At 38.4% G+C, this 14,156-nt stretch carries 11 protein-coding genes and 1 pseudogene; 4 read left to right on the top strand and 8 right to left on the bottom strand.

Annotation, left to right across the window (positions count from 1 at the left end):
* Nucleotides 1-99: 99 nt before the first annotated feature.
* Genes yidC through rpmH form a run of 4 tightly spaced genes read right to left on the bottom strand, consistent with a single transcriptional unit; the run spans nt 100 to nt 2,511 of the window.
* On the bottom strand, nt 100-1,764 hold the full coding sequence (gene yidC / locus AC4GME_RS12205; protein ID WP_490379456.1) for a membrane protein insertase YidC: 1,665 nt from the start codon (nt 1,762-1,764) through the stop codon (nt 100-102).
* 18 nt (nt 1,765-1,782) lie between these two features.
* Entirely contained in the window at nt 1,783-2,043 is a 261-nt protein-coding gene (gene yidD, locus AC4GME_RS12200) for a membrane protein insertion efficiency factor YidD (protein WP_490375777.1), read from the bottom strand.
* Nucleotides 2,010-2,366 (bottom strand): ribonuclease P protein component, encoded by a 357-nt coding sequence (gene rnpA / locus AC4GME_RS12195; protein ID WP_490375778.1) that lies wholly within the window; start codon nt 2,364-2,366, stop codon nt 2,010-2,012. The genes yidD and rnpA overlap by 34 nt, the downstream gene beginning before the upstream one ends.
* Nucleotides 2,367-2,376: 10 nt before the next feature.
* Nucleotides 2,377-2,511: a 50S ribosomal protein L34 gene (gene rpmH / locus AC4GME_RS12190; RefSeq protein ID WP_015466401.1), complete on the bottom strand. Its 135-nt coding sequence runs from the start codon at nt 2,509-2,511 to the stop codon at nt 2,377-2,379.
* 520 nt (nt 2,512-3,031) lie between these two features.
* Here rpmH and dnaA point away from each other — a divergent pair.
* Genes dnaA through gyrB form a run of 4 tightly spaced genes read left to right on the top strand, consistent with a single transcriptional unit; the run spans nt 3,032 to nt 9,096 of the window.
* The gene (gene dnaA, locus AC4GME_RS12185) at nt 3,032-4,408 is read left to right on the top strand and encodes a chromosomal replication initiator protein DnaA (protein ID WP_490375779.1); all 1,377 of its coding nucleotides are present in this window, start codon (nt 3,032-3,034) and stop codon (nt 4,406-4,408) included.
* A gap of 13 nt (nt 4,409-4,421) precedes the next feature.
* Entirely contained in the window at nt 4,422-5,525 is a 1,104-nt protein-coding gene (gene dnaN, locus AC4GME_RS12180) for a DNA polymerase III subunit beta (RefSeq protein ID WP_490375780.1), read from the top strand.
* A 50-nt stretch (nt 5,526-5,575) separates the two neighbouring features.
* The gene (gene recF, locus AC4GME_RS12175) at nt 5,576-6,655 is read left to right on the top strand and encodes a DNA replication/repair protein RecF (protein ID WP_490375781.1); all 1,080 of its coding nucleotides are present in this window, start codon (nt 5,576-5,578) and stop codon (nt 6,653-6,655) included.
* An 11-nt stretch (nt 6,656-6,666) separates the two neighbouring features.
* Entirely contained in the window at nt 6,667-9,096 is a 2,430-nt protein-coding gene (gene gyrB, locus AC4GME_RS12170; RefSeq protein WP_490375782.1) for a DNA topoisomerase (ATP-hydrolyzing) subunit B, read from the top strand.
* A gap of 647 nt (nt 9,097-9,743) precedes the next feature.
* Here the strand turns inward: gyrB and AC4GME_RS12165 are convergent.
* The 4 genes and pseudogenes from AC4GME_RS12165 to AC4GME_RS12150 form a co-directional block, all read right to left on the bottom strand.
* The gene (locus AC4GME_RS12165) at nt 9,744-10,436 is read right to left on the bottom strand and encodes a LysR substrate-binding domain-containing protein (protein WP_490379457.1); all 693 of its coding nucleotides are present in this window, start codon (nt 10,434-10,436) and stop codon (nt 9,744-9,746) included.
* 45 nt (nt 10,437-10,481) lie between these two features.
* A pseudogene (locus AC4GME_RS12160) lies at nt 10,482-10,628 on the bottom strand (helix-turn-helix domain-containing protein); the annotation flags it as partial.
* 189 nt (nt 10,629-10,817) lie between these two features.
* Nucleotides 10,818-12,080 carry a guanitoxin biosynthesis MBL fold metallo-hydrolase GntH gene (gene gntH / locus AC4GME_RS12155; protein ID WP_490377781.1) on the bottom strand — a complete coding sequence of 421 codons (1,263 nt, stop codon included), beginning with the start codon at nt 12,078-12,080 and terminating at the stop codon, nt 10,818-10,820.
* A gap of 755 nt (nt 12,081-12,835) precedes the next feature.
* Complete coding sequence (locus AC4GME_RS12150; RefSeq protein ID WP_490377780.1) at nt 12,836-14,098, bottom strand: valine--pyruvate transaminase; 1,263 nt, start codon at nt 14,096-14,098, stop codon at nt 12,836-12,838.
* Nucleotides 14,099-14,156 lie beyond the last annotated feature (58 nt).

The raw sequence follows: 14,156 nt of genomic DNA, 5'->3' as shown, positions 1-14,156 counted from the left end.
CGCTAGCTTTGATCATAATTTTTTCCTAAATAAATAACAGATATAAAAAAAGCGACTATTAAAGTCGCCTTTTATTTTAACCTTGGCTAACCGACAAAGCTATTTCTTCTCGCTAAGGCCTTTTTTTTCAAAGCTGCGATAAATTATGCTTTGTTGAATTAAAGTAACTATGTTGCTTACCAACCAGTAAAGTACCAGACCAGCAGGGAACATGACAAAGAAAGCAGTGAAAATAACTGGCATAAACTTCATCACTTTCTGCTGCATTGGATCTTGCACAGTCGTTGGTGACATTTTCTGGATAAAGAACATACTTATGCCCATTAGAACAGGCATGATAAACAAAGGATCTTTAACCGATAAATCTGTAATCCAGAATACAAATGGTGCGTGGCGCAGTTCAACCGACTCCATCAATGACCAGTACAGTGCAATGAAAATAGGCATTTGTAATAAGATAGGGAAACAACCACCAAGCGGATTCACTTTCTCTTTCTTATACAACTCCATCATCGCTTTCGATACTTTCTGGCGATCTTCTCCGTAGCGATCACGCAATGCTTGAATTTTAGGCTGTAAAAGACGCATTTTAGCCATTGATGTGTATTGCGCCTTAGTAAGCGGATAAAGTGCACCTTTCACGGTAAAGGTAATTAAAATAATTGCCAGTCCCCAGTTACCAACGATACCTTGAAAGAACAGTAACAGTTTGAACATTGGTTGAGCAATAAACCACAACCAACCGTAATCTACCGTTAAATCCAGATGTGGCGAGACAGCTGCCATTTCACTTTGTAATTTAGGACCAACCCATAGTTTTGTTTCAAGCTCTGCAACACTTTGTGCATCAATTGTTTTAACTGGAGATTTGAAACCAATTGCTGCATCTTTATTTTGAATAATATTACTATACAAAAGATTGTTATCTGTTGCAGATGGAATCCATGCTGATACAAAGTAATGCTGTAACATTGCAACCCAACCACCTTCAGTGGTTTGATTCAGAGCACCATCCTGCATATCATCGAAGCTGTATTTTTGGTAACGGGTATCTGCACTAGAAAAAGCACCACCACGGTATACAGGCATCATCAGGTTTGAACTAGTTTCTTTAAGGCTTTCTTTTAACTGACCATATAACTGTACGTTTAATGCGTTATCTGTATTGTTTTCAATTTTATAAGAAACATTAACAACATATTCACCACGTTTTAGGGTAAAGGTTTTAATAAACACATTACCTTTATCATCAACAAAGTGAAGTGCCATTGAAACTTCTGTTTGACCATCCGCTAATATAGCTTCGCTTTTTTCAACACTGTAAAAAGGGCGACCTTTTTTATTAGCATCTGGGCCTTGGCCAATCAAACCGCTTTGTGCGATATAAGTGAAACCATTGCCGCTATCCAGCAAACGGAAAGGTGTATCAGAATCAAGCTGATCATCATGCGCTAACAGATCAGCAGAGATAACATCACCACCAATTAACGAGATAGCCAAGCGTAACTGGTCATTTTCTAAAATAACTGATTGACCTGCAACCTGCTCCGCAGGAACTTCACTGATAGCCGCAGTTTCTGACGAAGCTGGTACGTCAGCACTAAAGTTACTGCTTGATGGTACAGAAGAGGCCGCATTTTGTGCTTGTTCTGTAGTTTGCGCCTGCATAACTGGTTGAGGATTTTTTTCAACGATCCATGCCTGATAAAGCAAAAAGCTAACAAACAGTAGAGCGAGTAAAAGTAAATTGCGTTGGGATTCCATAACGTTTCTTAATCTCTTTTATTTAGGTTTATTTTTATTAGCACAACAAGTAGGTACAGGATCGTAACCACCCTCACTTAAAGGCTGGCATTTTATAAGACGCGAGCCCGCTAGCCAACATCCTTTTACTATTCCGTGTAAATTTATCGCTTCGATCGCATATTGAGAACACGTTGGTGTAAAACGACAACGAGGACCAATCATTGGGCTAATGAGTATCTGATAACCCCGAATGAATTTAATTGTTAACCATTGCAACGCTGCACTAATTTTCGCCATAATTTATCCAAAATTTTATTAATTTCTTGATTTGATAAATCAGCAATACCCGCTTTCGCAATGACAACAATATCAATTGCAGGGAGTTGGTGTTGTTGCTGGCGGAACTGCTCTCTTACAATGCGACGAATACGATTACGCCCAACAGCATGTTTAATATGCTTTTTAGGAATAGCCATTCCTATACGAGGGTGATCTAAGTTATTTTTTCGAGCAAGAAGAGTAAGGTGCGGTGATACTGCTGGAATAGCATTTTTAAATACGGGTTGAAAATCATCGGGAGTTAACAGACGTAACTCCCGAGAAAACGAATAATTTACCACGTCTGGTAGATTATGCGCTTAAGCTTGCGCGGCCTTTAGCACGACGACGAGCTAGTACGTTACGACCATTTTTAGTCGCCATACGAGTTCGGAAGCCGTGTGAACGCTTACGCTTAATGTTGCTAGGTTGAAAAGTACGTTTCATGCTCTTTTCCACTTATTAGTTAAGTACTGTACAGTAGCTAATATTTTTAGCTTATTATTGGTAAATCACTCCGTGAGCAAATCACAAATAATAAAGAAAAAGAGTTAGCCGATTAAAAAGAGAGCGAATTCTATGTATTGATCGACCAAAAGTCAATCAGAGATGCTTCTTTAAAGCAGATTAAATTATTACCTTAAAAAGTATTAACTTGGAATAAGGTAAATTTAACTGCGATCCTGACTCAAAAGTCAAGGTGAGGGGATTATATAGAAGCGTAATTAATAAGCAAGGATCTATCAATGATCTTTAACTATTTTGTTTGCCGTTAACAAAGACAAAAGCCAGACCATAAACACAGCCATTTAGCGACTTTAAGCTACACAGATAGAATCAAAATAGCAGTTCATCTAATTCCTACAAATACAAGGATCTTTTTTATTTATTTATTGTCAGATCTTCTAGCGAAAAAGGGATCTTATCGGTAGAATTATCCGCCCGAAATTAATAACTGGAGTTAGTCATGTCCCTCGCAATTTGGCAAGAGTGCTTAGCACAATTAAAAGATGAACTGTCAGCGGGAGACTTCAGTACCTGGTTACGTCCTTTGCAAGCAGATTTTAATAATTCAACGCTCTCTCTTTACTCGCCAAATAAATATACCAGCGAGTGGGTACGTAACAAATATATGGATATTATTGAAAGTAAAATCCAACAACTTGTCCATCAAGAAAATCCTAGCCAGTCGATTAAAATTCGTTTGCTGGTCGGCAATGTAAGTTCAGCTACCCCAAAACCAAGTATAAAAGCAAGCGAACCGGTAAATAACTCAAGTCAACCCTGGGAAGGTAAAAGCAAAGCCAGTAGTGTGGCACATAAAAGTAACCTAATAAAAAAATACACTTTTGAAAATTTTGTTGAGGGTAAGTCAAATAACTTTGCGATTGCGACCACCCAACAAATTGCCGAAAATCCAGGTGATGTTTACAACCCGCTATTTTTATATGCTCATCCAGGATTAGGCAAAACACATTTATTACATGCGGTTGGTAATGCAATTGTTGCAGCTAATCCTGACAGTAAAGTGGTATATATACGCTCTGAACGTTTTGTTCAGGATATGATAAATTCCATTCGTAATAATACCATTGAACAATTTAAAGAATATTATGCATCGCTTGATGCACTGCTTATTGATGATATCCATTTCTTTGCCGGTAAAGATCGCTCTCAAGAAGTACTTTTCCAAACCTTTAACTCAATGTTAGATGCACACCAGCAGGTTATTTTAACCAGTGATCGCTTCCCGAAAGAGATTGAAGGTATTGATGAGCGCTTACGTACTCGTTTTGGTTGGGGATTATCAATTCCAATTGATCCGCCAGAGCTGGAAACCCGTGTCGCGATTTTGATTACTAAGGCGGAAGAGCGCGGTCTAAAACTGCCCGATGATGTTGCTTTCTTTATCGCTAAACGCTTAACTATTACCGATGTGCGTGTATTAGAAGGAGCAATTGCGAATATCTCCGCTAAAGCACAGTTTACCGGCCAAGATATCACCATCTCCTTAGTACAAGATGCGCTAAGAGATATGTTAGCGGTTCATACCAAACAAACCACCATTGATAACATTCAAAAAGTGGTTGCTGAGCATTACCGCATTAAAATTTCAGATATGTCATCCAAACGCCGTACGCGTACGGTTGCCCGACCTAGACAAATAGCGATGGCGCTGGCAAAAGAGTTAACACAACACAGCCTGCCGGAAATTGGCGAAGCATTTGGCGGACGCGATCACACCACAGTTTTACATGCTTGTCGTAAAGTGGCTGAATTACGCCGTGAAAACAATGACATTCAAGAAGATTATAAAATCCTGATCCGCACACTTTCGATGTAAGGTAAATTTGATTATGCAGTTTTCAATTTCTCGAGAAGCTTTTCTTCGTCCACTGCAGCTCGTTGTCAGTTCGGTAGCGGGCGGTCGCCCGGCATTACCCATTATGGGTAATATCTTGATTGAAGTTAAAGATAACCTGTTGAGCCTCACCGGTACGGATCTGGAAGTAGAATTAATCACTCAAATCAGCTTGGAACAACCATCTCAAGATGGTGTGATCACCGTTCCGGCTCGTAAACTGTTAGATATTTGTCGCGGTTTATCTGATCCCTGTGAAATTACATTTCAAGTAAAAGATGAACGCGTAACTGTACGCTCTGGACGAAGTCGTTACTTACTATCTTCATTACCCGCAGCTGATTTTCCAAATATAGAATCTTGGCAGAGTCTGGTTGAATTTACCGTTGCGCAGACAGAATTCAAAAAACTGATAGAATTTACGCAATTTGCAATGGCCAGCCAAGATGTTCGCTATTATCTAAACGGTATGTATTTTGAGGCTTCTGGAGAAACACTACGCAGTGTTGCAACAGATGGACATCGCCTTGCTTCATGTGCAATCGCTTTAACACAAACAATTGAAGAGCAATCCGTTATTGTGCCAAGAAAAGGCGTAATAGAATTAGTTAAACTACTTGATAATGACCAAGCGAATGTCACCATTCAAATAGGGCAGAACAATCTACGCGCTATTATCAATGGTTTTATCTTTACGACTAAACTTGTTGATGGTCGCTTTCCTGATTACCGTCGTGTTATTCCACGTAACGGAGATAAAGTATTAGTTTCCAGCAGAGAAGCGCTTAAACAAGCTTTTTCACGTGCAGCAATTTTATCTAATGAAAAATTCAGAGGTGTACGTTTAACACTCTCAGAAAACCTATTACAAATTACCGCAAACAATCCCGAACGCGAAGAAGCGGAGGAATATATTGATGTTAATTATCAATCTGCAAATATGGAAATTGGCTTTAATGTAAGTTATGTAATAGATGTATTAAATACCCTCAAAAGCGAGCAGGTTAAAATAACATTTAGCAGTTCAGATCACAGTGCTTTAATAGAGTCAGTTGATAGTGATGATTCACTATATGTTTTAATGCCAATGCGTTTATAACCAAGCGAAGTCCTTAAAGATCCCTGTTTATATTTAAGGAGCTGCACATTATGTCTTTAGAAAAATTGCTTATCCGACAATTTCGCAATATAAACTCAGCTAACTTGAATTTTAACCCCAAAATTAACCTTATTGTGGGTGCCAATGGCAGCGGTAAAACATCGTTGCTTGAAGCAATCTGTTTTTTAGGGCTCGGGCGTTCATTTCGCACCCATTTAAGTAACCGGGTGATCAGCTATGATCGCAAAGAGTTCACCCTTTACGGCGAAGTTCATAATCAAAATATCACTGTTCCCATCGGTTTACAAAAATCTAAAAGCGGTGAAACACTGCTTAAAATTAATGGCCTGCATGGCAAAAAATTAGCCAATTTAACGCAATATTTGCCGCTACAATTAATCACCCCGGAAAGTTACACATTACTCACAGGAAGCCCGAAAAACCGCCGCTCTTTCCTTGACTGGGGTGTTTTTTATCATGATCAACTCTTTTATCACAACTGGGCTCGCATAAAGCGACTATTAAAACAACGTAATGCTGCTTTAAAGCAATGTAGGACTTACAATGAGCTCCAAGTATGGGATAATGAGCTTTGTCTTTTAAGCGAAGCGATCAGCGCACAGCGCCAAGCTTATTTTGATCTGTTAATACCCTTGATAAATGCAACTATTACTGATTTTTTACCCGGTTTTTCAATCAGCAGCCAATTCTTTTGCGGCTGGGATAAAAACAACAAATCACTACAAGATTACTTAACAGATAACTTCAATCGAGACAAACAACTTGGTTATACAACAGCAGGCCCGCAAAAAGCAGATATACGCTTTAAAATTAATGGGTTGCCTATCGGCGATCTGTTATCAAGAGGGCAGTTAAAGCTGTTTGTTTATGCTTTAAGATTGGCACAGGGTTTATTTTTAAACTCTTTTGACAATAAACAGTGTGTTTTTTTAATTGATGACTTTAGCTCTGAATTGGACAAGGTTAAACAAAAAACATTAGCAAAACACATTATAAACTCCAATGCCCAACTGTTTATTACTGTTATTGAAAAAAATAACATCGAGACATTATTTGGGCAGGAACGCACCGTGTTTCACGTGGAACACGGCAAGATTACAGAAGAATAGGTGAAAGTTTTATGGCTGAAAATAGTTATGATTCGTCAAGTATTAAAGTACTAAAAGGGTTAGATGCGGTACGTAAACGCCCAGGCATGTATATCGGTGATACCGATGATGGTACAGGTCTGCACCATATGGTGTTTGAGATACTTGATAACTCAATCGATGAAGCTTTAGCAGGTCACTGTAGTGATATCATTACCACAATCCATACAGATGGCTCTGTTTCAGTAAGAGATGATGGCCGTGGTATCCCTGTTGACATTCATGAAGAAGAGGGTGTATCGGCAGCCGAAGTTATTATGACGGTATTGCATGCCGGTGGTAAATTCGATGATAACTCTTATAAAGTATCGGGTGGTCTACACGGCGTTGGTGTTTCGGTTGTAAATGCACTATCGTGTAAATTACGTTTAACAGTTAAACGCCATGGTAAAATTCACCAACAAACCTATATTCATGGTGAACCAGAAGCGCCTTTAGGAACAGTTGGCGATACCGATCATACCGGAACAGAGATTCGTTTCTGGCCAAGCAAAGAGACCTTCACAGATACCTTATTCCACTATGATATTCTAGCAAAACGATTACGTGAGCTTTCTTTCTTAAACTCAGGTGTATCAATTAAGTTAATTGATAAACGTGAAGAAGACAAAATGGACCACTTTTGTTATGAAGGTGGCATTCAATCATTTGTTGAATATTTAAATCAAAACAAAACGCCTGTTCATCAGAAAGTATTTCATTTTTCGACTGATCATGAAGATGGCACCAGTGTTGAAGTGGCGATGCAGTGGAACGATGGTTTCCAAGAAAACATTTACTGTTTTACCAATAACATTCCTCAACGCGATGGTGGTTCTCACTTAACCGGTTTCCGCGGCGCATTAACCCGAACATTAAATGGTTATATGGAAAAAGAGCTGGCAAAAGTTAAAAATAACAAGAATAAAGCATCAACTGAAGGCGGTGATTCTCGTGAAGGTTTAACAGCTGTTATCTCAGTTAAAGTACCGGATCCAAAATTCTCGTCGCAAACAAAAGACAGATTAGTATCATCAGAAGTACGACCAATTGTTGAAGGTGCCATGGGTGAAAAACTGCAGGAATTCTTATTAGAGAATCCTTCAGAAGCAAAAATAATCACCTCTAAAATTATTGATGCGGCACGCGCACGTGAAGCTGCACGTAAAGCACGCGATATGACGCGTCGTAAAGGTGCATTGGATTTAGCTGGTTTACCGGGTAAACTGGCAGATTGCCAAGAAAAAGATCCGGCACTTTCAGAGCTCTATATTGTGGAAGGGGACTCTGCTGGCGGTAGCGCTAAGCAGGGACGTAACCGTAAAAACCAAGCTATTTTACCGCTTAAAGGTAAAATTCTAAATGTAGAAAAAGCACGTTTTGATAAAATGCTTTCTTCACAAGAAGTGGCAACACTTATTACCGCATTAGGTTGTGGTATTGGCCGTGATGAATATAATCCGGAAAAAACCCGTTATCATCGCATTATTATCATGACCGATGCCGATGTGGATGGTTCGCATATCCGTACATTGTTACTGACATTTTTCTATCGCCAAATGCCAGAGTTAATAGAGAATGGTTATATCTATATTGCACAGCCACCTTTATATAAAGTGAAAAAAGGTAAGCAAGAGACCTATGTTAAAGATGAACTAGAGCTGCAAACGTATTTAACAACATTAGCACTGGAAAACTCATCTCTGCATGTTAATCCAGAAGCACCTGGGATTTCAGGCATTGCGCTTGAAGGGTTAATTCAGCGTTACCGCGCAGTACAAGATACTATTAACCGTTTAAAACGTCGTTTTCCGATGGCCATTTTAGATAAGCTTATCTACAAGCCGGAATTGACCGTTGATGCTCTTACAGATAGCGCAAAGACCTTAGATTGGGCAAATGATTTAACCGAGACGTTAAATCAGGAAGATCTACAAGGTACTATTTACAGCAATGATGTAGTGCAATCTGAAGATGAATTAACCAACAAAGTTATCATTACCGTGCGTAAACATGGTGTAGATAGCCAATTTACCTTTGATGAAGAGTACTTCGGCTCTGATGGCTACCAATCATTAGTCGCCGTTGGTAATGAAATTACCGATGTATTAGAAGAGGGTGCCTATATTAAACGTGGTGAACGTTCTAAACCAGTAGCTAGCTTTATCGATGCTGTAAACTGGTTAATGAACGAATCTAAACGAGGCCTTTATATACAGCGCTACAAAGGACTGGGAGAGATGAACCCAGATCAACTCTGTGATACAACAATGGATCCAAACACTCGCCATATGCTTCAGGTTACCGTAGAAGATGCTGTGGGTGCCGATCAACTGTTTACCACCTTAATGGGTGATCATGTTGAACCGCGCCGCGCCTTTATTGAAGCGAATGCATTACGAGTTGAAAACTTAGATATTTAATTATTCTAAAATTACTTAATGCTAATAAAAAGCCAGCTTTTAAAGCTGGCTTTTTTGTATCCAGTGTAAAAAAGCACAAGCTTATATTTATGCCAAGTGCATTAAGAATTATAAGGTGCTTAGGGGAATACAAATATTTAGAACAGGTGCTGGTACCTGCCCTAGATAATTTTTCTGGGATTACCTAGCTAATTGCTTTGCTGATACAGTAATTTGAATTAATTATAAAAATAAAGAGAGTTTACAGCCTGTTACATTCATGACATAGAAATGCATTACCTCGAGTCTTAAAAACGCTTAGAGTGCGATACAGAAACTCGATTTTTTTGTAAAATAGAGCAGCAAGATAAGATCTACAGCCCCAACGCCTTGCTAATACCATTCTAGATAAATATCTGATCTTTTAGGCTGGTTAAAATCAACCATCTCTGCGTTATAAGTCTTGTAAAGGGAACAACCATTTACTGCAACTCAATCCTTGATATGATTTATTTTTCCTACGTCTAAATTGACCACTTACTTACCTAGAATGGTATAAGTAGTTACAAATATAACCAACAAAACTAAATAGACAGCGCAAACACTAAACCTAATTAATAGCTAAGATAGCCTTCTGCTCGCCAGGAAAACAGTTTCAGCAAACAGCATTAAGGATTGCTAAACACATTTACGATTATCTGATGAATGTATTCATGCAGAGGATTCTCTCTTCTTGTTCTCAAGTAGGCTCCTTTTATAACGGTGTACTTAAGTTCCTCTCTAATTATTGGTAGTGGCAATGTCAGCAAATGCGGAAATGCATCTGCAATAACAGTGCTACCGAACATAATCGCTTTTGATTTCTGCAAATACTGATATGCAGCTCTTAAACTATCCGTTTTTAATTTAATATCAGGAGTAAAACCACGCCGCAAATACTCAACAGATAAATTGCTTCTGGTTTGATTGATACCAGTTAGCTTTAGTTGAACAATAGGAAACTCGGTCAGTGTGTCCCATTCTGGTTTTGTATTCTTTTCTAAAAGAGGATGGTGTTCTGACAAGACAAGTCTGTTTTCGACTTTACATAGTACAGGCGTGTATATTTCTGAAGGAAATGGGAAACCATCGAACTGCAGTCCATAATCAATATCGCCATTTAATAACTTTAAGAGGCTATCGTTATTCCAACATTCCAAGTTTAATTTAGCCTTCGGAAATGACTGGATAAGCGCATCAATGATTTTATTAGCAAACAGTTCGAGCAGGTAAGTATTGATAATGATGGTGATTGTGCCGTTATAGGTATGCTGATTGAATATTGTTCTTTTAGCTATCACGCTTTCCAGTGGTAGTAACATAGATTTGCTGGCTAAAGCCAATTCATAGGCTAGCTCGGAAGGTTCTATTCCATGAGGTTGCCTAATGAATATATTATCTCCGAAGTGTTCACGAAGCTTGGCTAACGCACGGCTAACACTTGTTGCTGATATATTTAATGTTTCTGCAGTGCGTTGTGAATTCTTGGTTTCAACCAATACTACTAATACTCGAAGTAAGTTAAGATCGAGCTACTAAGGTCAACCTCCATCAAGCTCTCCCTGTAAATAGACTCACTTCTATATCATAGCTAAGAAGAGTCAAACTGACTAATAACTATAATTGCTGTATTAAAAGTAAAAACAGTTGGCTATTTAGTCAACTGTCTTATTCTACTCATCAGTAATTAAGGTGAAATTCTATTAATTATATGACCTCTCAATTCTTGTTTCAGAAATCCACTTAAGTGTAACTCCTTCGCTAGGTTTTGGATCATAGGTTGGTTTATCATCACTTTCAGGGGCAGGCTCAGACCATGACAATAGATCTGTTCTTGCCATGCGTGTAACTATCTGCTCTTTAGTTACGTTAATAACCATCAAATCTTGGGCAATGGCTACGGGTCCTGAATATGTTTTACTTAATCCTGCAAATGCACCATCAATAGTATCCTCATTGGTGAAAAAATGAGTGCCAACCCCTAATACCGGCTCCGCGATACTGAATATTTCTCCGAGCTCTTCAGGCGAAGTGTGCTTATGCACGATATTTTTCGCGACCTCTATTGGCATAGCGTTCTTTTCGGAAAATGTAGGTGCATCTATAAACAATTCATGGATAAAAACATCCACACCTTTGGCCATCTCTGCTTCATGAGTAGTAGGTTCACTGTCTCCTGTAAACGCCATTGAAAGACCGTTCCATTCTAAACGATAACCGACAGCTCCCTGTAAAATATGATCGACAGGAAACGCATAAATATAAACATCATTTTCTGCATACACTAACTGTTTTGGCTGCTCAGGGGTAAATTTTGCGTAGTCAAATTCATGCGCTTTAATTTGCATCCCTTCTCTAGCTGCTATCCCTGTTTTACTTAAAATGTGCCATGCGGCTGATTTTTCGATATTTTCTACGAAAGCCGCCACACCAAGTTCTGGAGTGTGGCCTGATGAGCCCCAGACATGTAATGGCGTGTTTCTTCCCCATCCCATAGAATCCCATAGATTAAATATTCCACCGAAATGATCTAAGTGAAGATGGGTAACAAATACCTTATCAAGTGTCGATAATGGAACGCCTAAACTCCAGAGAGCAGGTACTGTTCCGCCACCAATATCGAATATAAAGTTATCCCCATTGCCTAACTCAACTAACCAGCTAGTCGATGCTTGACCAAGGCGAACCGGGGGATTACCCGATCCGATAGTTGTGATTCTCATCTCATCAGCTTCTATCGCTTCACTTCCCGCAATAAAATGTTCAGGATATGTTTTATGATTTCCAGCTTGTTTTTGAACAACCGCATATTTGGTTAGGGGTTTTCCACAAAGTGGAACTGGGTAGCCAGCTTCGGTATAACTACAATCTATTGGAAATCGAAAATCAAGAGGTGATTCTGCCAACACAGGAACACATAGTGTTGAGGCTAAAAATAGTGAAAGAAGTTTAGGCATGTTTTTCATGGGTAGCTCCAAATATTTAATAATCGAACCATCCTGGATTAATCATTTACTCCGCCGTGAGTAACTTGAAGCAAATTATTGCCTAAAAATGAGGCTGTTCATATGAAATTCAGATATCCATTTTTGGTGGTTCTAATACTAATTACGTTAATTAAGTGATCTATTTAGGCGCAGTGAAAAGGACGAAGGCAGAGCGTTGATTACAGTAACTACTTGTTCTAAGTGCAAAATCAATAACAAAGACTAAAACATCGTTTTATGTCTAGCTAGCATTCATTTTGACAAGCATAAATGAATATAAAATTATCGGATTTGGTATGATTATTGTCGCTTAAGTCTTTTATTGTTGTGGAGCTACGTCCCAGCGCCATTGGCAACTTAGAACCTAGTTATTTATAGAAGAACGATACAGTTAAAAACTTAAAGCTGAGATCTGTGCCTTGACCAAGTTCGCTAGGATTGGGGGTTATCGAGCTTAGTTTTGTCAGATTAAGTTGGGCCTAGGCAAACTGAACTGACAGCTGAAGTATAAGTCTATACATTAGAAATGTGGATTTTCAAACCTAAGCTGTGCAGCTTTCAATCATTTAGACCTCTGTAATCCGACTATTTTATTAGACGAAAAAAACTGCACTCACAAATAAATACTAATAATATTTTATTGCTTGTTCCACGTGAAACAAAAGAGATATGCAAAACAGAAAATATTTAGAGCTAAGCTAGCATCCTAACTTAACTCCCGAAGCAAAGCGTATTTATGCAACGTCAAAATCAGCATATAACTCATTTATTGTATCAGCCAGAATAGTAATTCCTCGTTCAACAACACTATCTTCTTGTGCATAATTAAGACGGATACATTCCTGAGTATGTTGCCAATCCTGATCTAAACCAGGGAAAAAGTAATGACCAGATACGATTAACAGACCTTTTTCTTTCAGTTTTTTATATAGATCATTCGAACTGATTGGTAACTCTTTAAACCATAACCAAAGAAACAGGGCGCCTTCTGCTTTATGTATTTTAAAGTTTGGATTTGTTATTTTTGACTGCAGTAGGGCAACTGCTTTTTCTGCTTTCTTTTGATAAAAAGGTTTAATGATTTCATCACTTAGCTTAATTATCTCTTTTGTTTTCACTAAAGGTAACGCAATTTCCGGACCAATCCCACCTGGAGATAACGCCATAATACCGGACAGGTTAGACATCGCTTTAATAATATCAGTATTAGCAATAACAATACCGCAACGTGCTCCAGGCAATCCGAACTTAGATAAGCTTAAACATAAGATGGTATTGTCGTTCCAAAATGGCGTTGCTTCTGCAAAGATAATATTTGGAAAAGGAGTTCCATAAGCATTATCAATAATCAAAGGGATATTATTTTTTCTCGCCAATTGATCAAGTTCAGCGATCTCTTGATCTGTTAAAACGTTACCAGTTGGATTGGTTGGTCGAGATACGCAAATAGCACCGATATTTTTATCAATTTTCAAGGCATCAAAATCAACGTTATATTTAAACAGACCATTTTCTAATTCTGTTATTTTCGGGCGAACTGCGACAAAAGCATCTTCAGAAACACTCGCATCGGCATAACCGATATACTCTGGCGCTAATGGAAAAAGAATTTTTTTCTTTTTATTATTACTAAAATTTCCGGCTAACAGATTAAACAGATAGAAGAATGCATTCTGGCTTCCATTAGTTAACATGATATTTTCAGAACTTAAATTCCACCCATAGAGATCATTAAACAGATCAGCTAACGCATCGATAAAACTACTCTTACCCTGTGGACCATCATAATTTGCCAGTGTATTGACCAACTTACCTTCGCTTAATAACTCCTGCATTAACTCAGTTATGCGGGTTTGAATCTCAGGGATTGATGCTGGATTACCACCACCCAACATTAAAATATCATCCCCACCTTGAACCCCTTCATTAAGGTCATCCATTAATTCAGTAATTCCTGAATGTTGGGTAAATTTATTTCCGAATATCGAGTAAGGCATTTTATTTCCTATATTATTATTCTTTAAAAAAGTGTTTCACATGAAACATTAAAAAAAT

The organism is Psychromonas sp., assembly GCF_983033635.1.
Note: the sequence above shows the minus strand (reverse complement) of the source record. Positions and strands in the feature narration are given on the sequence as shown.